Origin of the sequence: Magnetococcus marinus MC-1 (assembly GCF_000014865.1) — a bacterium.
Taxonomy (GTDB): domain Bacteria; phylum Pseudomonadota; class Magnetococcia; order Magnetococcales; family Magnetococcaceae; genus Magnetococcus; species Magnetococcus marinus.
Genome location: NC_008576.1, coordinates 1,537,467 through 1,555,872 on the forward strand (window position 1 = coordinate 1,537,467; position 18,406 = coordinate 1,555,872).

General features: G+C 54.8%; 27 protein-coding genes and 1 other RNA gene. 20 read left to right on the top strand and 8 right to left on the bottom strand.

Going from position 1 to position 18,406, the window contains the following annotated elements:
• Positions 1-3: 3 nt before the first annotated feature.
• From MMC1_RS06305 to MMC1_RS06335, 8 genes are all read left to right on the top strand, one after another.
• Entirely contained in the window at positions 4-717 is a 714-nt protein-coding gene (locus MMC1_RS06305) for an ORF6N domain-containing protein (RefSeq protein WP_011712903.1), read from the top strand.
• Entirely contained in the window at positions 714-1,490 is a 777-nt protein-coding gene (locus MMC1_RS06310) for a PD-(D/E)XK nuclease family protein (protein WP_011712904.1), read from the top strand. Before MMC1_RS06305 ends, MMC1_RS06310 begins: the two co-directional genes overlap by 4 nt.
• On the top strand, positions 1,487-3,625 hold the full coding sequence (locus MMC1_RS06315; RefSeq protein ID WP_011712905.1) for an AAA family ATPase: 2,139 nt from the start codon (positions 1,487-1,489) through the stop codon (positions 3,623-3,625). The genes MMC1_RS06310 and MMC1_RS06315 overlap by 4 nt, the downstream gene beginning before the upstream one ends.
• A gap of 352 nt (positions 3,626-3,977) precedes the next feature.
• The gene (locus MMC1_RS06320; RefSeq protein ID WP_011712906.1) at positions 3,978-4,478 is read left to right on the top strand and encodes a crossover junction endodeoxyribonuclease RuvC; all 501 of its coding nucleotides are present in this window, start codon (positions 3,978-3,980) and stop codon (positions 4,476-4,478) included.
• Positions 4,475-4,693 carry a hypothetical protein gene (locus MMC1_RS06325; protein ID WP_011712907.1) on the top strand — a complete coding sequence of 73 codons (219 nt, stop codon included), beginning with the start codon at positions 4,475-4,477 and terminating at the stop codon, positions 4,691-4,693. Before MMC1_RS06320 ends, MMC1_RS06325 begins: the two co-directional genes overlap by 4 nt.
• Complete coding sequence (locus MMC1_RS06330) at positions 4,686-5,093, top strand: DUF6362 family protein (RefSeq protein WP_011712908.1); 408 nt, start codon at positions 4,686-4,688, stop codon at positions 5,091-5,093. The genes MMC1_RS06325 and MMC1_RS06330 overlap by 8 nt, the downstream gene beginning before the upstream one ends.
• A gap of 130 nt (positions 5,094-5,223) precedes the next feature.
• On the top strand, positions 5,224-5,346 hold the full coding sequence (locus MMC1_RS22350; RefSeq protein ID WP_265101274.1) for a hypothetical protein: 123 nt from the start codon (positions 5,224-5,226) through the stop codon (positions 5,344-5,346).
• Positions 5,339-5,731: a D-Ala-D-Ala carboxypeptidase family metallohydrolase gene (locus tag MMC1_RS06335; protein WP_011712909.1), complete on the top strand. Its 393-nt coding sequence runs from the start codon at positions 5,339-5,341 to the stop codon at positions 5,729-5,731. The genes MMC1_RS22350 and MMC1_RS06335 overlap by 8 nt, the downstream gene beginning before the upstream one ends.
• Positions 5,732-5,733: 2 nt before the next feature.
• On the opposite strand, the gene MMC1_RS06340 is transcribed toward MMC1_RS06335, so the two are convergent.
• A complete protein-coding gene (locus MMC1_RS06340; protein ID WP_011712910.1) occupies positions 5,734-6,009 on the bottom strand; it encodes an HU family DNA-binding protein in 276 nt (91 codons plus the stop codon).
• 102 nt (positions 6,010-6,111) lie between these two features.
• Between MMC1_RS06340 and MMC1_RS06345 the strand changes: the two genes are divergently transcribed.
• The 3 genes from MMC1_RS06345 to MMC1_RS06355 are packed head-to-tail and all read left to right on the top strand — an operon-like array spanning position 6,112 to position 7,189.
• Positions 6,112-6,300: a hypothetical protein gene (locus tag MMC1_RS06345; protein ID WP_011712911.1), complete on the top strand. Its 189-nt coding sequence runs from the start codon at positions 6,112-6,114 to the stop codon at positions 6,298-6,300.
• Positions 6,297-6,593: a hypothetical protein gene (locus tag MMC1_RS06350; protein ID WP_011712912.1), complete on the top strand. Its 297-nt coding sequence runs from the start codon at positions 6,297-6,299 to the stop codon at positions 6,591-6,593. The genes MMC1_RS06345 and MMC1_RS06350 overlap by 4 nt, the downstream gene beginning before the upstream one ends.
• Entirely contained in the window at positions 6,590-7,189 is a 600-nt protein-coding gene (locus MMC1_RS06355) for a hypothetical protein (protein WP_011712913.1), read from the top strand. The genes MMC1_RS06350 and MMC1_RS06355 overlap by 4 nt, the downstream gene beginning before the upstream one ends.
• A gap of 2 nt (positions 7,190-7,191) precedes the next feature.
• Here the strand turns inward: MMC1_RS06355 and MMC1_RS19715 are convergent, their stop codons facing one another.
• Positions 7,192-7,830: a hypothetical protein gene (locus tag MMC1_RS19715; protein WP_049757629.1), complete on the bottom strand. Its 639-nt coding sequence runs from the start codon at positions 7,828-7,830 to the stop codon at positions 7,192-7,194.
• A 29-nt stretch (positions 7,831-7,859) separates the two neighbouring features.
• A non-coding RNA gene (ssrS, locus tag MMC1_RS21110) (6S RNA) lies at positions 7,860-8,051 on the bottom strand.
• Between the two features lie 342 nt (positions 8,052-8,393).
• Here ssrS and MMC1_RS06365 point away from each other — a divergent pair.
• From MMC1_RS06365 to MMC1_RS06375, 3 genes are read left to right on the top strand one after another with little or no spacing between them, the layout of a single operon-like run.
• Positions 8,394-9,728, top strand: a complete 1,335-nt coding sequence (locus MMC1_RS06365; protein ID WP_011712915.1) for a site-specific DNA-methyltransferase — start codon at positions 8,394-8,396, stop codon at positions 9,726-9,728.
• Positions 9,729-9,781: 53 nt separating this feature from the next.
• Positions 9,782-9,997, top strand: a complete 216-nt coding sequence (locus MMC1_RS06370; RefSeq protein WP_011712916.1) for a cold-shock protein — start codon at positions 9,782-9,784, stop codon at positions 9,995-9,997.
• Between the two features lie 29 nt (positions 9,998-10,026).
• Positions 10,027-10,302 carry an HU family DNA-binding protein gene (locus MMC1_RS06375; protein ID WP_011712917.1) on the top strand — a complete coding sequence of 92 codons (276 nt, stop codon included), beginning with the start codon at positions 10,027-10,029 and terminating at the stop codon, positions 10,300-10,302.
• Between the two features lie 54 nt (positions 10,303-10,356).
• Here MMC1_RS06375 and MMC1_RS19720 read toward each other — a convergent pair whose 3' ends face one another.
• Positions 10,357-11,034 carry a DUF3489 domain-containing protein gene (locus tag MMC1_RS19720; RefSeq protein WP_011712918.1) on the bottom strand — a complete coding sequence of 226 codons (678 nt, stop codon included), beginning with the start codon at positions 11,032-11,034 and terminating at the stop codon, positions 10,357-10,359.
• Between the two features lie 26 nt (positions 11,035-11,060).
• On the bottom strand, positions 11,061-11,258 hold the full coding sequence (locus MMC1_RS06385) for a hypothetical protein (protein ID WP_011712919.1): 198 nt from the start codon (positions 11,256-11,258) through the stop codon (positions 11,061-11,063).
• A gap of 96 nt (positions 11,259-11,354) precedes the next feature.
• On the opposite strand from MMC1_RS06385, the gene MMC1_RS06390 reads away from it, so the two are divergent.
• Positions 11,355-11,879, top strand: coding sequence for a hypothetical protein (locus MMC1_RS06390; protein WP_011712920.1), 525 nt, complete (start codon positions 11,355-11,357; stop codon positions 11,877-11,879).
• A 2-nt stretch (positions 11,880-11,881) separates the two neighbouring features.
• Here MMC1_RS06390 and MMC1_RS06395 read toward each other — a convergent pair whose 3' ends face one another.
• A complete protein-coding gene (locus MMC1_RS06395; RefSeq protein ID WP_011712921.1) occupies positions 11,882-12,190 on the bottom strand; it encodes a CcdB family protein in 309 nt (102 codons plus the stop codon).
• Positions 12,190-12,438, bottom strand: a complete 249-nt coding sequence (locus tag MMC1_RS06400) for a type II toxin-antitoxin system CcdA family antitoxin (protein WP_041640903.1) — start codon at positions 12,436-12,438, stop codon at positions 12,190-12,192. Before MMC1_RS06400 ends, MMC1_RS06395 begins: the two co-directional genes overlap by 1 nt.
• A gap of 98 nt (positions 12,439-12,536) precedes the next feature.
• Between MMC1_RS06400 and MMC1_RS06405 the strand changes: the two genes are divergently transcribed.
• Positions 12,537-14,393 carry a phage terminase large subunit family protein gene (locus MMC1_RS06405; RefSeq protein ID WP_011712923.1) on the top strand — a complete coding sequence of 619 codons (1,857 nt, stop codon included), beginning with the start codon at positions 12,537-12,539 and terminating at the stop codon, positions 14,391-14,393.
• Here the strand turns inward: MMC1_RS06405 and MMC1_RS06410 are convergent, their stop codons facing one another.
• Positions 14,394-14,648, bottom strand: a complete 255-nt coding sequence (locus MMC1_RS06410; RefSeq protein ID WP_041640906.1) for a DUF1841 family protein — start codon at positions 14,646-14,648, stop codon at positions 14,394-14,396.
• 62 nt (positions 14,649-14,710) lie between these two features.
• On the opposite strand from MMC1_RS06410, the gene MMC1_RS06415 reads away from it, so the two are divergent.
• Genes MMC1_RS06415 through MMC1_RS19725 form a run of 4 tightly spaced genes read left to right on the top strand, consistent with a single transcriptional unit; the run spans position 14,711 to position 18,405 of the window.
• Positions 14,711-14,926, top strand: coding sequence for a phage head-tail joining protein (locus tag MMC1_RS06415; RefSeq protein WP_011712925.1), 216 nt, complete (start codon positions 14,711-14,713; stop codon positions 14,924-14,926).
• Positions 14,926-16,410, top strand: a complete 1,485-nt coding sequence (locus tag MMC1_RS06420; RefSeq protein WP_011712926.1) for a phage portal protein — start codon at positions 14,926-14,928, stop codon at positions 16,408-16,410. Before MMC1_RS06415 ends, MMC1_RS06420 begins: the two co-directional genes overlap by 1 nt.
• Positions 16,411-16,414: 4 nt before the next feature.
• On the top strand, positions 16,415-17,725 hold the full coding sequence (locus tag MMC1_RS06425) for a S49 family peptidase (protein WP_049757631.1): 1,311 nt from the start codon (positions 16,415-16,417) through the stop codon (positions 17,723-17,725).
• A gap of 14 nt (positions 17,726-17,739) precedes the next feature.
• Positions 17,740-18,405 carry a head decoration protein gene (locus tag MMC1_RS19725; RefSeq protein WP_011712928.1) on the top strand — a complete coding sequence of 222 codons (666 nt, stop codon included), beginning with the start codon at positions 17,740-17,742 and terminating at the stop codon, positions 18,403-18,405.
• The last annotated feature ends 1 nt before the right edge of the window (position 18,406 follow it).

The following is an 18,406-nucleotide window of genomic DNA, read 5'->3' on the forward strand; positions in this document are numbered from 1 at the left end:
CTAATGAACACGCATAACCACAACGCGATGATCAGCATCGGAAATAGTGAGTTTCCCATCGTTGAGTATCAAGGAAGGCGGGTCATCACCCTAGCTATGGTAGATCAGATTCACCAGCGCCCAGTGGGGACCGCGTCTAGAAACTTCGGCGCAAATCGAGAACGCTTCCTGGACAGAGAAGACTTCTACCTTATTGATTTCTCTAAAAAAGACGAATTTCGTTCCTTTGATATTGAGATCCCCACAAGAGGGCTGACCCTCTTGACCGAGTCTGGCTATCTCATGTTGGTGAAATCCTTCACCGACGATCTGGCCTGGAAGGTTCAGAGAGAGCTGGTCAATCGCTACTTCCGAACCGCACCCACCTCCACGGCCCACCAGCTCTATCTGATGGCCAAGGCCAACTGGGAACAGGAGCAGAGACTGAGCCAGATTGCGGAACTGCAGCACAACCAACAACAGCAGTTGGATGCCATTGCCCAACGCCAATCAGACATGGATGGCAACACCGGATACATGACTGCCCTGGCGTATTGCCGCAAAGAGGGTATCCCTGCACCCCTCGCTTATGCCAAGCAACTGGGCATAAAGGCATCTGAGATGTGTCGGAACCTCGCCATTCGTATGGGACAGGTCCCTGATGAGCGCTGGGGGTCGGTCAATAGTTATCCCATAGAGATCCTCCGTGAATGCCACCAGGATATGAAAGGGGCATGACCATGTTGGATTATAATCACAACGGTGGGGGCATCGCCCCCGCCATCAATCATCTGATTGATGAGGCTTTGGAGGTGGAAAACCGCCAACAGACCCCTCGCACCTATCTGGGCGCATCCCGTTTAGGAGTGGCTTGTGAACGGGCGCTGCAGTTTGAGTACGCCCATGCTCCCAAGGATACGGGGAAGGATTTTGATGGGCAGCTCCTGCGCATTTTCGCCGCTGGACACCTGTTTGAGGATATGGCGATTCGCTGGCTGCGCATGGCTGGATTCGAGCTCTTCACCACCAAGGGTAATCGCCCTAATGGCGAGCAGTTCGGCTTCGAAGCCGCTGGCGGTCGGATTCAGGGCCACGTAGACGGGATCATCGTGTCTGGCCCAAACAGCATCAGCATGGGTTACCCCTGTCTATGGGAGTGCAAGTCCCTCAACAATAAATCCTGGAATGACACTGTAAAGCGCGGGGTGGCCCTCTCCAAGCCGGTATACGCAGCCCAGGTCGCCATCTATCAGGCATATATGGAGCCCCAGGTAGGGGGCATCTCGGCCAACCCGGCGCTGTTCACCGCCATCAACAAGGATACGTCCGAAATCCATCACGAACTGGTGCCTTTTGATGCCCCACTTGCGCAGAAGATGTCCGATCGCGCTGTGCGCATCATCAAAGCCACAGAGGCCCATGAGCTACTACCCCGGATCAGCCGGGAGTCGACACACTTCCAGTGCCGTATGTGTAGCTGGGCAGATCGCTGCTGGAGTCTATCAGCATGAATAATGGGGCTCCATATCTCGATTTCAATGATGCCGGTGGGCAGCAGGAGTTTTCCTCTGTTGCAGAACAGCATCATGAAAAGGAGGAGATCAAGGCACGTCTGCAGAGCCAGATTGAGTCGGTGCTGTATCACCTTCTGCCTGCCGGGAAGGTTCGTCATGGGCAGTTCTTCATCGGCGATGTGGAGGGCAACCCCGGTGAAAGTATGAAGGTAGAACTGACCGGCGAAAAGGCTGGGGTCTGGTACGACCATGCCGCAGGTTCGGGTGGCGACATCCTGGACCTGTGGGCCCGGTCACGAGGCATGGACACCCGCACCCAGTTCCGTGACGTCATGGATGATGTGCGCGGCTGGCTGGGAGAGTCCGTGAGATTACCACCTGTTTCGATGCAACCAACTCAACGGCGTGAACCCCCCATGGATGAGCTGGGGCCCCATACCGGTAAGTGGGACTATTTCGATACCAATGGCCAACTACTGGTCTGTGTCTACCGTTACGATCCTCCGGGCCGCCGAAAGCAGTTCCGCCCTCTGGATGTGCGCACCGGCAAGTGGCAGTCGCCAGCGGTGACGCCCCTCTACAACCTCCCCGGCATCATTCACGCCGCTGAGGTGGTGCTGGTCGAAGGGGAAAAGAGCGCCCAGGCGCTCATCGATGCGGGAATCCCGGCCACCACCTCCATGGGCTCCAAGGGACAGATCAACCGTGCCGATTGGAGTGTTCTCCAGGGAAAGCGGGTAATCATCTGGCCCGACCGGGACAAGGCAGGATGGGAGTACGCCCAATTGGCTTCACAGGCCGCCAGAAACGCGGGTGTTCGGGAAGTATCCATTCTCACTCCACCGGAGGAGAAACCTGAAAAATGGGATGCCGCTGATGCCATGGCTGAAGGGATGGATGTGCGTGCTTTCATCCATGGAACACCACGTCAGGAACCACAGACCCGGAAACGCCGCATCCGACTGATGGATTGGACCTTCGACCGTTATGACGGCCCACCCCCGCCACGGGAGTGGTTGGTTGAGGGTGTTCTTCCCCTCGGAGTGCCCGGCATGGTCGCCGCCATCGGTGGAGCAGGAAAAAGCATGCTGTTGTTGGACCTTTGCATCAAGGTGGCTCAGATACATACAGGGAATCCCATTCCCACAGAGGCGCTGGGAGGTCCTTTGGTCCCTATTGAAGGTACAGCGGTCATGCTCACCGCTGAGGACGATCAAGATGAGATCCACAGACGACTCAATCTGCTTGTTGGAGATCTTCCAGATCCCAGAAGGCTGATTGTGATTCCACTGCCCAATGCAGGTGGTGCTATGCCCCTTGTCGCCATGGGTCGTGAAGGCCCTGTACTCACTGATGCCTACGAGGAGATGCGTCAGGAGCTATTGGAAATCCCAGACCTGCGATTAGTGGTCATCGATCCACTCCAAAGCTTTGCAGGTGGAGATGTCAATAGTGACCCCGCCGCAGGGTCCATGTTCTTTGCTGGGTTGGGCCGCATTGCTGCTGAAACAGGGGCAACCACATTAGTAGCGCACCATTTCAAGAAAGTGGGTAGCAAACCCATTCACAGCGCCAGTGAAGCCAGAGAAGCCATCCGTGGCACCACTGCCCTAGTTGACGGTGGGCGCTGGTCTTACGCCCTATGGGAAGCCTCACAGGATGAATCCATCAAAATCTGTACCCAACTGCAACGCAGTTATGAACGTGACTCTGTGTTCAATGGTGCGGTGGTCAAAAGCAACTGGCCAGTTGATAAAGCAGTTAGGGTCTATGTTCGCGAGTCATCGACAGGGTTACTACAAGATCGTTCAGTTGACCTCGCTATGCGCATCAGTGGCAATGAAGATTTAAGTAAAAGTCTTGTCATGGCTCTGGGTAAAGCAGCATCCAATGGCCAACCATTCACGAAAACTGGCGGTAATGGTGTCTTTGAACGTAGATCAGAGCTTCCAGGCGACTTACAGGCGTTTTCCAAGCATAAGATAGCAGAGTTGATTGACTCCTTATTGCGAACAGGACGGCTAGTGCAGTGCGTAGCACCGGGTAGTCATATCAAAAAATGGCTCGATGTTCCGGGGGGTGAGTTTGCACTTGGCGTCGGTGAATTTCAGCTGGGATCTGGAGCTGAATGATGAGGAAAAATGCGTTCCCGGAACCTACCCATTCCCGGAAAAATCCGGGAACCGGGAACGTTAACATATTGAATTGTATAGGGTGCACCGTTCCCGCCGGGAACGTTCCCGGCCATTCCGGGAAGATGTTTAACTTATTGATTACTTAAGGAGAAATCAGCTCGTTCCCGGTTCCCGGCTTTCCCTATATATAAATATATAGATGGGGGTGGTATGGAAACCCACCCCCCATCATGAATGACTGTTCAACAATTCCGCAGCCCGGCAAAGGGAGCGGATTCAAATCGGACGGTGGTGAGCTCCGCCAAGACCTGCACCACCGTCCTGACCACATCAGCCAATGGAGGAAGATATGGCTACTCAGAGTTTGCCCCATCGGGGCACAGATGAAAACAGGACAGTGTTGGCCCTGGATCTTGGTACCCAGTTGGGGTGGGCGCTGCACCACCCCGATGGGACCATCACCAGCGGCACGGTGTCGTTCAAGCTGGGCAGGTTTGAAGGGGGCGGTATGCAGTGGGTCAGGTTCAAGGCCTGGCTGGATGAGATGCACTTCACCAGCGATGTAGGACAGATCCTGTTTGAGGAGGTGCGCAGGCATATCGGAACGACAGCGGCCCATGTGTATGGCGGATTCCTGGCCCACCTCACAGCCTGGGCAGAGCACCATGAGGTGCCCTACATGGGGGTGCCCGTGGGCAGCATCAAAAAATCAGCTACGGGCAAAGGCAACGCCAGCAAGGAGCAGGTGACTCACGCCATGAAGCGCCTGGGATACACCCCGGAGGATGACAACGAGGCCGACGCTTTGGCCCTGCTGCATTGGCAGATCGACCAGGGAGGTGCGCGATGAACGGCGGCCCCAATATGCCCCGCAGCCCCTTGGCCCGGTTTCAGAGCAGCCAGGTGGATGTGGATGAGCAGAAGCGATATGGTTGGAATCGCCACGGCATCCTGGTGGTGTCGCACGATGACAATCGCCTCAGCTGGCCAGAGCGGGAGTTGGTCAAGCAACTGGGGGATCGGCTTTATGGCCAAAAACGCCGCAAGGGGGTGTGTCATGCGTGAGCAGAAATGGGATGCTCCAGCTGTAGCAAAACGGCTAGAAGAGGCAGCGTTCACGATGAAGCGGTTGCCTGTGAAGGGACTCAAGCCTGAGGAGGTTCGTTCTGCTTGGCCGGAGGTGATCCATGAATTTTACGATGCCTACGGCTGGGGTACGGCAGAGGCTAGGCTGGGACCACCTTCCCCAGCTGCCATCGACCGCCTTGATGAGGTGATGGGGTGGTTGGAATGGCTTGAGCCGGATCATCGGCGCTTGGTTTGGTACCGTGCCGAAAGGGTGCCTTGGAAATTGCTCATGCGGCGATTTGGTCGAGCCAGATCAACGCTTGCGGCACATTGGAAGTCTGCCATTTTCCAAGTCGTGGCTGTGCTTAACCAAGGAAAACGTGTCCGGACGTTTTAGTTCCGGACACGATCGGCAGATTTTGGTAGTATTAGCGCTATAGTCGGGCAGAAGACCCGCATCGCACGAAACACGAGAAACCCACCCCAGTGCAACCTGGCGGTGGGTTTCGCCGTTTATGGGGGTAGAGATGGGAACTTCACTGCTGATGGTGGCTACGGTGGCTGGGTCGCTGATCATCGGGCTTTTTGCCGTGGCCATGATGGGCGTGCTGTTACGCATCCTGCTCGGAGGGGGTGAAGAGCATGTCTGAACAGCATTGGCCACATTTCTCCCATGCTGAACTGCAATGCCATTGTGGCTGTGGCCGGTCGGTGATGGACGAGCGTTTCATGGCTCGGCTTGAAGAACTCCGCATGGCCTATGGCAAACCCATTATCGTCAACAGCGCATACCGCTGCCCCAACCACAACGCATCCGTATCCACAACCGGATCCAATGGACCTCACACCACCGGCAGGGCTGTAGACGTACAGGTCTCCGGTGAAGATGCCCATGCCCTGATGGCGTTGGCCATGCACCATGGGTTCACCGGCATCGGGGTTAGCCAGCGAGGCCAGCACAAGTCCCGTTTCATCCACCTGGACACCTTGGATGCAGCACTTGGTCAGCCTCGGCCAACGATTTGGTCGTACTGACCTCAGTAGTCTACGCGCTTGCGCATATCCAGCCCAGGCTTGAAGTGCACAGCCGTTTTGGACTCAACAGCTACTTTTTCACCAGTTTTGGGATTGCGCGCAGCACGCGGCTTCCTGGCTCTCGGCTCAAATACGCCAAAGCCTCGAAGCTCAACTCTTTCCCCTTTGGCTAAAGCCTTGCCGAGTTCACTAAAAACGAGGTCGACGACCATAGCTGCGTATTGCTTGGTTAAGCCTTTTTGCGCGGCAATAGTGAGAATGAGTTCAGATTTAGTCATGATTGATCCAGTTTATTGGATTGATTAACGAATACAGTGTCTTCAGATGTATATCGAAGCATCCGTTGGTTTGCAATAATTTCTGTGTTGGAGGTAGAAGAGATGCCCATTTCCCTGCTGGTAAAAACCGTTCTTGGTCGAGTGAAAGAGCCCTCGTCCTGGAGCGGCGTGGCGGTCCTCCTGGCCATGTTTGGACTGAGCCATGAGCAAACGGGAGCCATTACCGAGTTACTGGCGGCTGGGGCGGCTCTGGCTTCGGTATTCATCGCGGAAAAAGGGGATCGTTCGTGAGCCCACAAGAAGTGATGGTTGAACGCCGTCGTGGCCTGGAACGGCATGTCCAGACCGTGTTGACCATGGGGGTCGCAGCGTTGATGGCGTGGCAACTCACGACCATAGAGCAGATGCGTGTTGAACTCGCCATCCTCAGTGGTCGGGTGGATGCCCTGGCTGCTCGGGTGGACGAGGCGTCCTATGAGCGCTATCGGGCCACTGATGCTCACCGCGACTTTGCTCTGCGTGACCAAGCTATCAAGGCGCTGGAGGGGCGGGTGGACCTGGTTGAAGAGGCCTGCCAAAAATGATCCGTGTCGAGGCCAACAGACGACAGATTGCACAAGCTGCAGACAACCTTGCCAAGCAGGTCAGATACGCCACCGCAGTCGCTTTGACCCGCACAGCGCAAGATGCTCAAGCTGAGGTGCGTCGTCGCCTTCCAGAGCGCTTCACCATCCGCACAGGGTGGGTAGCCAAAGGTATCCGGATCAAACCGGCCAAGAAGAGTGATCTGCAGGCTTCTGTTCGGGTTCTAGACCCATTCATGGCTATGCAGGAGACCGGTGGGTCCAAGCGCTCCCAAACCGGGGATGCCTTGGGCGTTCCTGTGGGAGCCCGCCCCAACCCCAAGTCGGTGACCCGGCCAGGGAAGTTTCCCGGTGCTCTGCTGAAGAAGCCCAATCACTTCATCGCGCCCTTGCATGATGATCCTTCTACCTACGCTGTGTGGCGTCGTAGTGGTCGTAAGGGGCGCAAACTGAAGATGATGTACCTCTTTGCCGACCGGGTAGAGATCAAGCCGCGCTTTGGGTTCATGGATACGGTAAAGGCAGTGGTAGAAGCGCGCTTTCAAGAGAACTTTGGGAGGGCAATGGAAGAGGCCTTCTCTACTTCAACCCTCTGACATCAATTACTTTTAAAGAAATTTAGATCCACCATAAAATCGTAATTTCCTTCACCACACACCTTATCAAGTTGCTTCACAACCTTTTTTGAGAAAGCCTCAGAATCATTCGGGCCTGACATATAAAATGGTTTGCCATCTCTACCAAGCTCATACTCCGAAGGACAGAGCAGTGGATCGATACCGTTTAATACTATTTTTGCAAGCTTAAAGTCTGGATGCGGTTTAAAACCAAGAGAATGGGCGTATTCGACAGATGAGTTAACAATCTTGCTAAGACATGTCGGGTGGATGGGAATGATGTTTTCACGGTCACGGGCCTGTTTAATGAATTCATCATATTGAAAAGCTGGAATAATATTGCAAAAACAGTTCTTTACACCAAGACACCAGATATCAATTAAATAGCACCCAAAAGCGAATTCTCCTGTAGCAACTTTTCGACTCAGGATTAAATTTCCTATCCCTCTGTCAAAAAGTGTATCAGCTACAAAACTATCGAAAACGGGCAACTCGGTAGAAGCGGCTAAACGTTGAGCAACTGAGAACATTCCCGAAAGATTACTGTTACTACCGATTTTTTTTCTTTTGTCTTTTTTTCGAGCTAATTTTTTCTGGCGACGTTTTTGATCAACTGACATACATAGCTCCGGGCAGGAGATGGATTCATAACTCCCCCGCGTATGCCGTGGACATGGAACCACATGGCACCCTGAATACAAGGTGGATCCGGTGTGGAGGTCACACACCCTTAGTGGGGAAGACTCCCCAGCCTGGGCGTGAGAGCATCCAACAAGTCCCAGTTCCAAGAACCAAAAGAGTGGGCCAAGGGAACAGTGTCTCACGAGCACCGCAGGGTACGGTTTCAGATTACTCTTGTTGGTTCAAAGCCGCAATTGAAAGCGGTTTGCTGAATTATTTTGGTAGGCGAAAGGACCTGGGAACGAACTTTTTCATGGTTTGTAAGTGTTTGAAAAGTAAATGGTTGACAAAATCGCACGGGACCTGGAACGCTGTAAAATCAATGGGTTCCGCGAGAGCGCAAGAGTTGCCTAGCGACAGGGCTGAAATCTAGGTTGACACACAGGTTGACAGAACGGCCCAAACTCACATAGCGACACGTTTTGAGCGTTAACCTGATGTGGTCAACCAACCTCTTTTGTCAACCTGTAAACCGGTTGACATCCCCAAGGATACATAGTGTATGAACTTGAACCTTCAGGTGGCGGATTGGCCCGTCGACCGGTTGATCCCCTATGCCCGCAATGCCAGGACGCACTCGGATGCACAGGTTGCCCAGATCGCAGCCTCCATTGTTGAGTTTGGGTTTGTAAACCCGGTTCTTGTGGGTGATGATGGGGTGATGGTAGCCGGGCATGGTCGTGTGATGGCAGCCCGCAAACTGGGGCTGGAAGCGGTCCCCGTGATTGTGCTCTCTCATCTGAACGAAACCCAGCGACGTGCCCTCGTCATTAGTGATAACCAACTGGCCCTCAATGCTGGCTGGGATGAGGAGATGCTACGGGTTGAGTTGGCTGCGCTGAAGGAAGAGGATTTTGACCTTCAGATTACAGGCTTTGACAGCGAGGAACTGGACCGTCTGTTTGCCGAGTTGGACGCCGACGGTATCGGTGATGAGGGTGGGGCTGGGGCAGGGGACGGTGATGTCGTTCCTGAACCGCCAGTAACCCCGGTCTCTCAAACCGGTGATCTGTGGATCTTGGGGGAACATCGCCTCCTATGCGGTAGCAGCCTCAATCCCGATGATGTGATTCGGTTGATGAACGGTGAGCGCGCCATCCTCTTCGCCACCGATCCTCCCTATCTGGTGGATTATGATGGCACCAATCATCCTGGCTCCAAAGAGACCCGTAAGCGGGAGTCCCTAAACAAGGATTGGTCTGACAGCTACGGTGTGACCTGGGATGACTCTTCTCAGGGACCTGAGCTCTATGAGGGGTTCATCCGTACTGCCATCGACCACGCCATTGAACCCAACGCGGCTTGGTACTGCTGGCACGCTTCCAAACGGCAGGCGATGCTGGAGGCAGTATGGGAAAAAATGGGTGCGTTTCAGCACCAGCAGATCATTTGGAATAAGGAAAAAGGGGTGCTCACCCGCTCCAAGTACCTGTGGAAGCATGAGCCCTGCTTGATGGGATGGATCAAAGGCAATATGCCACCCAAAGCAGATGGAGCAGAGTTTCTCTCCACCGTATGGGATATCCAGGGACTCTCTGGTGACGAACGGCCCGACCATCCCACACCAAAACCACTGGACTGCTTTGCCATTCCCATGCGCCAGCATGTGGAACGGGGCGGCCTCTGTTATGAGCCCTTCAGCGGTTCCGGCTCTCAGATCATGGCTGGGGAGATGACTGGTCGGCGGGTGCATGCCATGGAGATCTCACCGATCTATGTGGATGTGGCGGTAAAGCGGTTCATCCAGGCCACCGGGAAGATCGTCTACCTGGATGGTTCTGGTGGGAAGAGCTTCGAGGACGTGGCGGCGGATCGTGGAATTGAATTGGAGAGGTGATTACGTTTGATGTTAAGATGCGTGCCTCTTTCAATCCTCATGGAGTAGTACGCATGGCTGATCGCATTACCGGTACAGTGAAATGGTTCAATAATGACAAGGGGTTCGGTTTTATCGCCCCTGATAATGGTTCCAAGGATGTTTTTGCTCATTTTTCTGAGATATCTTCTGGCAGTGGGTTTAAGTCTCTTGAAGAGGGACAAAAAGTTGAATTCAGCGTGGAACCAGGGGATAAAGGTCCGAAGGCCGTGAAAATCACCTCTCTTTGAACCAAAGGGGTTCCTTAAGGAGCAAATGGATGAAGATGGCAGAGTTGAAGAAAGCCGTAGCTGAAAAAGCTGAAATGAGTCAGTCAGATGCTAATCAGGTGATCAAGGCGTGTTTTGAAGCCATTTCAGATGCACTGGGTAATGGTGAAACAGTGCAACTTCCTGGTTTTGGCACATTTTCCCTTGGTGAACGTGCTGCACGCACAGGCCGTAATCCTCAGACAGGTGCTGAGATTCAGATAGCGGCATCCAAGAGCGTGAAGTTTAAAGCGGGCAAGGCTTTGAAGGACTCTCTGAACGGCTGATCTTAAGTGGCCGTTGAACCGCCCGGTCTTTGCCGGGCCGGTTCTCCATCAACCTCATTTGATAAAGTAGGTGCTCACTCCGTCGATCTTTTCACGGTTTACATCAAGGCCCAGTTTCCTTTTTAGGATGCCAGAAATCGAGCCTCTGATTGTGTTGGATCCCCAGCCCGTCTCAGTAGATAGTTGCTCCAACGTCGCTCCGCCGGGCCGCTGCATCATCTCAATCATTTTGGCCTGTTTTGAATTCGCCCTGGTCCCTCTGGATCGGGGCGTTTTGCGTTGAGCTGTTTCAATACCAGCTTGATAAGCGGCTTCCAAAGCGCTCTGGACGCCCCAGACGCTGACGTTGTGGAAGTCGAGGCTGTCAGCATTGCGGGTCTCCAGCGTATCGATGAAAAGGTGATCCAGGGCGATCTTGCTAAAGATCTCTGCCTTGTGGTCCTCCGGGGGATCTGTTTCCTCAGCCATGGCATCGATGGTCTGATTTTCAACAGAAGATGGGGCAGGAGGCTCCTGGCCAATAGCCTGGTATGCGGCGTTGGTAAGGACCCAGTTGGGGTAGGGAGGGTTGTTGCTTACGTTCTCGATTAAACCTTTGGCTTCAAGGGCGTTGATCACCTTGCCTTGCGCTCCTCCCCGAATGCGTTCCGGTAGAGGGTTGATGGATCCGTCGGTGCGCTGGGCAGCGGCTTCAATGATCGTGCGTTGGGTAGTGGTGAGTGGGATGGTCATGTTCGTTCTCCGTTGTGAGGTTTGTTTCAAAGCCAGTTGTCGCCAATGCGGGGAAGAAGATCCCCGTTGTTTCCTGTGAAGTATTCGATCCCTTCGAAACTTTCTGGCGCTTCGATGATCACTCCGCCGGTAACGCGCAGTGCCACCCCGTGTTTGCGGGTGAGTTCAGCCAACCCTTCGGCAAAGGCTTCAAGGCGCTGCTCTTGGTTTAGTTTCTCGTTCATAATCAATCTCCTGTGCGATTTGCTTTGGTGATTACATGAAGCCATACAGCTACCATCTTATCCAGTAGAATCTGCATCAAAAACAATCGAGTAGATATGCTTCTGAGCCAGTCGGAATGGGCGCGTCAGCAGGGCTTTTCGCGCCAATATGTCAGCAAGCTGGTGAAGAAGGGGGTGGTGCGACTGGTCGATGGCAAGGTGGACCCTGTACAAGCTTCGCAGGGCCTTGAGTCGGTCCGAGAGCCCGCACGACCTGTCCAGCGGAAGGTGATGGAGAGTCGGGGACCTGTATCGGCAGTGAGTGGTGCAGATGAGGGCGGTGACCTGTTACCCCAGGGAGGCCATGCCGGACTGCCCACCATGCTGCTAAAAGCGCGGATACGCAGTGAGTTGAAGCGCGGCAGCCTGCTGGAGATCAAGGAGAAGATTGAAGCTGGCAAGTACGTGGAAGCCGATGAGGTGAAGATAGCAGCCTTCAATCGGGCACGGCTGGTTAGGGATCAGCTTTTGAAACTGCCTGATCGTTTGGCCGCTGAGCTTGCTGCAGAGGCTAACGCCTCTGTGGTGCACGGGACTTTGGTTCGAGAGATCCGAGCTGCGCTGGAGGGAATCGAAGGGTGACCTTAGAAGCCAGTAAAGAGCAGATCAATGGCAGCAATGATCTTATCGCGATGTTCACTGAGATTCCCCATCTTCAATTCCAACTCATGTCGACTGATAGCTGCCATCTCAGATGTGGATAGATAATGAACCCCAGAGGCGAATTCAATGGTGGGCTGCAAAATACGCATGGGTTGCTGACCGGTATAGAGAGGGCGTAGTGGAATGACAACTCGAGTCTCCAGCTCATCGAGCATGTCGTTTTGCACCTCGATGAGGTAGATATCATCCTTCTTGCGCTTTTTGTACAGGTAGTAATCGAATTGAGCCATTAGAACTGCCTCAGCTTATCGCCAAAGAGGCCATCGGTTAACACACGTGAATTGTACTGCTTGATGGCCTCTTGGTTCTCCTCTTTCCATACCTGTTGCTGGCGTTCCGCAACCAATTTATCCAGGTGCTTCTCCAGCTCTTTGGAAAGGTTGATGTTGAGCGCTTTTGCCTTCTGAACAAGCTCACTGTTCATGCTTAGATTGACGCGATCTTTCTTGGCGCTTTCAGTTTGAGAAGTATGCATCATCCGTCACCGTTGAGGTCTACAGTGTTAAATATCAATGCGCATTAATCATGCGCATTGATATGCAGTATGCCAAATAAGGAACAAAGGCGTCTATAAAAATGCGTCAATCTGCAGTAGAGGTTTATGATCACGCATTCATGCAAGGTCTCAAACCGGATCCTCTACTGACAGTCTCAGAGTGGGCAGATGCCAATAGAATGCTCTCCTCGGTGGCCTCGGGTGAACCAGGGCCATGGCGCACAAGCCGTACCCCGTATCTAAAAGAGATCATGGATTGTCTCTCACCCTCCTCATCTGTGGAGCGGGTGGTGTTTATGAAGGGGGCTCAACTGGGGGGCACAGAAGCTGGGCTTAACTGGATTGGCTATGTGATTCAACAGGCCCCAGGGCCCATGCTGTTGGTACAGCCCACGGTTGAAACCGCCAAGCGGAATTCAAAACAGCGTATTGATCCCTTGATTGAGGGAAGCACCGTCCTTCAGCAGATCGTAAAGGATCCCCGATCCAGGGACTCTGGCAATACCGTGCTCTCAAAGGAGTTCCCAGGGGGGATTCTGATGATGACTGGTGCCAACAGTGCGGTTGGTCTCCGTTCCATGCCCATCCGCTTTCTGTTCATGGATGAGATTGACGGGTATCCAGGGGATGCTGATGGGGAAGGGGATCCCGTAGCGTTGGCGGTTCAGCGTACCGTTACCTTTGCCAACCGCAAAATTCTGATGGTCTCGACACCGACTATCAAAGGCTATTCAAGGATAGAAGCAGCCTATGCTGAAAGTGATCAGCGTAAGTTCTACGTACCATGCCCCCACTGTGGTGAGTTTCAGGTGCTGGTGTGGGCCCAGGTGAAATGGCACAAGGGTGAGCGGCAAGCTGCATTTTATGAGTGTGAATTCTGTCATGCCCCCATCCAGGATTACCAGAAAAGCCAGATGTTTCGTGAGGGGGTATGGTTGGCTGAAGGGGATGGTGATGGGAGAACGGCAGGGTTTCATCTTTCATCTCTCTATTCCCCTCATGGATGGACCTCATGGGGGGATGTGGCGGTAGAGCATGGTCAAGTCTATAAAGATCCGCCCCGCTTGAAAACATGGACCAACACCAAGCTGGGCGAGACCTGGGAAGAGGATGCAGATCGTGTCGATGGTGAAGGGCTCATGGCGCGCCGAGAGGCATGGGGTGAACTGCTCCCTGCTGATGTGGCTGTGCTCACAGCTGGTGTGGATGTTCAGGATGATCGTCTTGAAATTGAAATCGTAGGTTGGGGACGGGAAGAAGAGTCCTGGTCCATCGATTACCGGGTACTGTGGGGGGATCCCTCTTCCCCAGCGGTGTGGGAGGATCTGGATAATCTGCTCCGACATCCACGCCCACATAGTCGGCAACTACCGGATATGACCATCCGGGCCGTTGCCATTGATACTGGTGGTCACCATACCCTGAAATCCTATGCCTTCTGCCGATCACGTCAGGGCAGACGGATCTGGGCCATCAAGGGACGTGGAGGAATGGGCGTTCCGATCTGGCCCCGCAAGCCCTCCACCAAGAACAAGGGCAAGGTGCCCCTCTTCATCGTTGGGGTGGATGCCTGCAAAGAGGCGATCCTCTCCCGTCTACGCATTGAAGAGCCAGGCCCCGGCTATCTGCACTTTCCCATGCAACGGGATGGGGACTACTTCAAACAGCTCACCGCTGAATCGGTGGTGACCCGTTATCACAAGGGCCGCCCCATTCGGGAGTGGAAGAAGCGGGACTCTGACCGCAACGAGGCCCTGGATTGCCGAGTGTACGCCATGGCGGCCCTGCAGGGGCTGATTGCCATGGGCTTTCGACTGAACCGGGATGTTGAAAAGCTTGCGGAACACCCGTTGAAGAATGCCATGCCCGAGTCGGGGGCCTCACAACCCAAACGCATCAAACCGAAACGACGGGTCATTCAATCGAGTTGGATGTGATTACCCCGGGAGGCGAGGTAATTGGCCCATCAATGCAGCGTAACGATTCGAATCGTAAGGCTGATTGTGCTGGTTGATCATGAACATCTCATGAGCCAGTACGCTGGCCATGAGGCGTTTGGCTTCATCTGCATCAAAACCGCTTTTCTGCAGCCGCTCAAAGGTGGTCCGTGAGATGGCGGGATCGTTGGTTTCAATTTGAGTGGAAATGGCTTGGATCATTCCCTCTCGTATATGTCGGGCCGCAACGTTCATGAGAGCATTCCCTTGCTGGATGGTCAACGAAACCAGAATGCCCTTTGACTGGAGGTATATCCATGGCCACAGTATCCGAATTACAAGTCCGAAGAGATAATCTCCTGGAGCGTTTGGAATCTCTTCAAACTCGCGTCAGTCATGGGGATAAGACGGTTCAATATGACCTCAGCCAAGCCCGTGAAGCGTTGGATCTATTGGACCGAGAAATAGCCCGTAATGGTGGCAACCGTCGTGTCGCCAGACACCTGCGTGTGCGCAGCAATAAGGATCTGTAATGAAGCTGCTTAAGCGCCTGTTTAGAGGTCCTCCCAAACGCCGGGCAGGATATGAGGGTGCAGCATCTGGTCGGCGACTGGGCAATTGGCAGCCCGAAGAGTCTGGGGTCAATGCCCTGCTGTTTCGGGATGCGACGCTCATGCGCTCCCGGTCACGGGATCTTATTCGCCGTAATGCCTGGGCGGCCAATGCGGTGGACTCCCTGGTGGGGAACCTGGTGGGCACCGGTATCAAGCCCCAATCCACGGTAGAAAATCCTCAGATTAAAGCGCAGATCCAAGCATTATGGCTCGCCTGGACCCGTGAGGCTGATGCCCACGGCATGCTGGGCTTTTATGGCCTCCAGGCTTTGATTGCCCGCGCTATGATCGAGGGGGGCGAGGTGCTGGTACGGCTGCGCAATCGGGATGCCCGCGATGGCCTCATTGTACCACTACAGTTGCAACTCTTGGAACCAGAGCATCTCCCCGCCAGCGATAGCCGGGATCTACCCAATGGTCACCGGGTAAGGGCTGGGATCGAATTCGACAAGATCGGTCGCCGGGTCGCTTACCACCTGTTTCGGGAACACCCCGGTGAGCAGCCCATGCTGTTCAAAGCGGGAGATGTGGCCCGCGTGCCTAGCTCAGAGGTGTGTCACATTTTCAAACCTCTGCGCCCCGGTCAGCTAAGAGGAGAACCCTGGATGGCTCAGGCGCTGGTTCGCCTCCATGAGTTGGATCAGTACGACGATGCGGAGCTGGTGCGGAAAAAGACCGCCGCGCTCATCGCCGGCTTCATCACCAAACCTGACCCCGAGTTGGGCGTTGGCGGTGAGGATGGTCAGGATCCTGATGAACAGGGGGCCGTCCCCGTCACCTGGGCTCCCGGTACCATGCAGGTACTCTTGCCTGGTGAGGATGTAAAGTTCTCTGACCCAGCCGATGTGGGTGGTCAGTATGGAGAGTTTATGCGCACCCAACTGCGCGCTGTAGCTGTGGGGCTGGGTCTGACCTATGAACAGCTCACCGGGGATCTCAGTGGGGTCAACTACAGCAGTATTCGCGCCGGTATGGTGGAATTTCGCCGCCGAATGGAGCAGATCCAGCGCATGGTATTGATCCATCAGTTTTGCCGTCCCGTATGGGAGCGGTGGATGGATCAGGCGGTGCTCTCCGGTGCTCTTCAGCTTCCCGACTATCCAAATCGCCGTCGTGAATATCAGGCAGTGAAATGGATTCCCCAAGGGTGGCAGTGGGTGGATCCTCAGAAAGAGTTCAATGCCATCATCTGGGCCATCCGCGCTGGTCTGCTCAGCCGGGCCGAAGCGGTCTCCACCTACGGCTATGACATTGAGGAGATCGACCGGGAGATCGCTGCAGATAACCAACGGGCCGATGATCTCGGTCTGGTCTTTGACTCCGATGCCCGTCGCACCTCCCGTTCTGGGGTATCCCGCGACTCTGGGCAATCTGACCCTGAACTGGTCAATTTAGAAGAGTAAACCCATGACACAAAACATGTTGCCCCATGTGGCTTCCCGAATCCTCGGGACTCCGCTGATGGTGGACCGTGCCCGCTTGGAAACCATCCTCTCGGTGATTGCTCCCCGCGTCGGCTTGGAGCAATCTGCCATGCCCAGCGGCTTTGAGCCCAAGGATCATAGCTCTGACCTGCTCATCACGCCGAATGGGATTGCCGTCGTGCCCATCCACGGCACCCTGGTGAAACGGGCGGGAGCCATTGAGGCCGCTTCTGGACTTACATCCTACGCATCCATCGAGGAGAAGATCCTGGATGCGGCTACCGACCCAGCAGTCAGGGCCATCCTGATGGATGTCGATTCCCCTGGTGGAGAGGTGGGTGGGGTGTTCGATCTGGCTGCCATGATTCAGGAGGCGGGGCAGGACAAGCCCATATGGGCGCTGGCCGATGATGCTTTTTCCGCCGCTTATCTCATCGCCTCCCAGGCTCACCGGATCATCGTGCCCCAGACTGCAGGGGTGGGCTCCATCGGCGTCATCGCTGCCCATGTGGATGAATCAGAGAAGGATGCCAAAGAGGGGCGCAGCTACACCACCGTGTTTGCTGGAGCCCGTAAAAATGACTTTTCCACCCACGCCCCTCTCTCTCTAGAGGCTCGGACTAACCTGCAACTGGAGGTAGATCGGCTCTACGGTATGTTCGTCGCTGCCGTGGCGGCAGGTCGCAAGATGAATGAATCGGCGGTGCGTGCCACCGAGGCAGGCCTGTTCTTTGGCGACAAGGCAATCCGGGTTGGTCTGGCTGACCAGGTTGGCACCATCCGGGATGCCCTGGCTGGCCTGTCAATAACTATTGATGCGTCCAAAAAGACCTATTCTCACCGAGCGGCACTGCCGCGGGAACCTGTGTATATGGAGGAAACCATGCCCATGGAAGAAAATCCGGCGGCTGAAACATCTGTTGTCACGTCACGACAATCCCAACCTGACCTTCACGCCAAATCCGACATAATGTCGGATTTGACTGACCAATCTGCGGTATCCAACGTTGTGGACCTGGACAAGGTCCGTGCCGAGCATGGCAAACAGATGCGCAATGAAGCTCAGGCCATTGTGGATCTATGTGCCCTGGCGGATATGCCCCACTTAGCCGGTGGCTATATCGCCGAAGGAACCTCCGCTGAAGTGGTGCGCAAAGAGCTACTAGCCAAACGGGCCGATGCTGAGGAGATCCACTCCGAGGTGATGCCTGGAGATGGCACCCGTATGCAGCCCAGACAGAGTCTTGAAACCAACCCGGTTGTGGCCTCCTGCCGCAAACTCGCCGGTCAATAAGGAGGTAATCAACCATGCCTGCGATTCAACAAGCCAACAATCTTGGCGATGTGCTCAAGTTTGAAGCCCCCAACCTTTATTCCCGTGAGACCGTCACCGTGCTGGGTGGGGTGGGTACGGAACGGGTGCTGCCTGTAGGTACCGTGATTGGTCGCCGTACCAAATCCGAGGTAGCCGCTGCGGCCGATGCGGGTAACAGCGGCGATGGCACCATCGGGACCGTTACCCTGGGCCCCCGCGCTGTGCCCGGTGTTTACAGCCTTACCTGCATCATCGCCAGCCCTGACAGCGGCACCTTCCAGGTGGTGGATCCCAATGGTCACCGCCTGCCCGATGTGACCGTGGGTGTGGCTTATGACACCTCCCACCTGAAATTCACCATCGATGATGGTGCTGCCGACTTTGTGGTGGGGGATCACTTCACCGTGCTGACCACCGGGGATAGCAACGTGGTGGCCATGGACCCCGCAGCGGTGGATGGAAGCGCTGATCCCATCGGCATCATCGCCCAGAGGGTTGTGGCCCCAGTGGGCCAGGATACCCCAGAGGTGGCCATCCTTCGTCACGCCATCCTGGCTGACCATGCTGTGGTCTGGCCTGAATCCATCAATGAAACACAGAAACTGGAAGCCACGGCGGCCCTTGAGGCTCGGGGCATCCTTATCCGTCAGGGAGTTTAAC

Excerpts from the sequence above, each read along its gene's own strand:
- MMC1_RS06305 (WP_011712903.1), top strand. The coding sequence starts at position 4 with ATGAACACGCATAACCACAACGCGATGATCAGCATCGGAAATAGTGAG.
- MMC1_RS06310 (WP_011712904.1), top strand. The coding sequence starts at position 714 with ATGACCATGTTGGATTATAATCACAACGGTGGGGGCATCGCCCCCGCC.
- MMC1_RS06315 (WP_011712905.1), top strand. The coding sequence starts at position 1,487 with ATGAATAATGGGGCTCCATATCTCGATTTCAATGATGCCGGTGGGCAG.
- MMC1_RS06320 (WP_011712906.1), top strand. The coding sequence starts at position 3,978 with ATGGCTACTCAGAGTTTGCCCCATCGGGGCACAGATGAAAACAGGACA.
- MMC1_RS06325 (WP_011712907.1), top strand. The coding sequence starts at position 4,475 with ATGAACGGCGGCCCCAATATGCCCCGCAGCCCCTTGGCCCGGTTTCAG.
- MMC1_RS06330 (WP_011712908.1), top strand. The coding sequence starts at position 4,686 with ATGCGTGAGCAGAAATGGGATGCTCCAGCTGTAGCAAAACGGCTAGAA.
- MMC1_RS22350 (WP_265101274.1), top strand. The coding sequence starts at position 5,224 with ATGGGAACTTCACTGCTGATGGTGGCTACGGTGGCTGGGTCGCTGATC.
- MMC1_RS06335 (WP_011712909.1), top strand. The coding sequence starts at position 5,339 with ATGTCTGAACAGCATTGGCCACATTTCTCCCATGCTGAACTGCAATGC.
- MMC1_RS06340 (WP_011712910.1), bottom strand. The coding sequence starts at position 6,009 with ATGACTAAATCTGAACTCATTCTCACTATTGCCGCGCAAAAAGGCTTA.
- MMC1_RS06345 (WP_011712911.1), top strand. The coding sequence starts at position 6,112 with ATGCCCATTTCCCTGCTGGTAAAAACCGTTCTTGGTCGAGTGAAAGAG.
- MMC1_RS06355 (WP_011712913.1), top strand. The coding sequence starts at position 6,590 with ATGATCCGTGTCGAGGCCAACAGACGACAGATTGCACAAGCTGCAGAC.
- MMC1_RS19715 (WP_049757629.1), bottom strand. The coding sequence starts at position 7,830 with ATGTCAGTTGATCAAAAACGTCGCCAGAAAAAATTAGCTCGAAAAAAA.
- MMC1_RS06365 (WP_011712915.1), top strand. The coding sequence starts at position 8,394 with ATGAACTTGAACCTTCAGGTGGCGGATTGGCCCGTCGACCGGTTGATC.
- MMC1_RS06370 (WP_011712916.1), top strand. The coding sequence starts at position 9,782 with ATGGCTGATCGCATTACCGGTACAGTGAAATGGTTCAATAATGACAAG.
- MMC1_RS06375 (WP_011712917.1), top strand. The coding sequence starts at position 10,027 with ATGAAGATGGCAGAGTTGAAGAAAGCCGTAGCTGAAAAAGCTGAAATG.
- MMC1_RS19720 (WP_011712918.1), bottom strand. The coding sequence starts at position 11,034 with ATGACCATCCCACTCACCACTACCCAACGCACGATCATTGAAGCCGCT.
- MMC1_RS06385 (WP_011712919.1), bottom strand. The coding sequence starts at position 11,258 with ATGAACGAGAAACTAAACCAAGAGCAGCGCCTTGAAGCCTTTGCCGAA.
- MMC1_RS06390 (WP_011712920.1), top strand. The coding sequence starts at position 11,355 with ATGCTTCTGAGCCAGTCGGAATGGGCGCGTCAGCAGGGCTTTTCGCGC.
- MMC1_RS06395 (WP_011712921.1), bottom strand. The coding sequence starts at position 12,190 with ATGGCTCAATTCGATTACTACCTGTACAAAAAGCGCAAGAAGGATGAT.
- MMC1_RS06400 (WP_041640903.1), bottom strand. The coding sequence starts at position 12,438 with ATGATGCATACTTCTCAAACTGAAAGCGCCAAGAAAGATCGCGTCAAT.
- MMC1_RS06405 (WP_011712923.1), top strand. The coding sequence starts at position 12,537 with ATGCGTCAATCTGCAGTAGAGGTTTATGATCACGCATTCATGCAAGGT.
- MMC1_RS06410 (WP_041640906.1), bottom strand. The coding sequence starts at position 14,648 with ATGAACGTTGCGGCCCGACATATACGAGAGGGAATGATCCAAGCCATT.
- MMC1_RS06415 (WP_011712925.1), top strand. The coding sequence starts at position 14,711 with ATGGCCACAGTATCCGAATTACAAGTCCGAAGAGATAATCTCCTGGAG.
- MMC1_RS06420 (WP_011712926.1), top strand. The coding sequence starts at position 14,926 with ATGAAGCTGCTTAAGCGCCTGTTTAGAGGTCCTCCCAAACGCCGGGCA.
- MMC1_RS06425 (WP_049757631.1), top strand. The coding sequence starts at position 16,415 with ATGACACAAAACATGTTGCCCCATGTGGCTTCCCGAATCCTCGGGACT.
- MMC1_RS19725 (WP_011712928.1), top strand. The coding sequence starts at position 17,740 with ATGCCTGCGATTCAACAAGCCAACAATCTTGGCGATGTGCTCAAGTTT.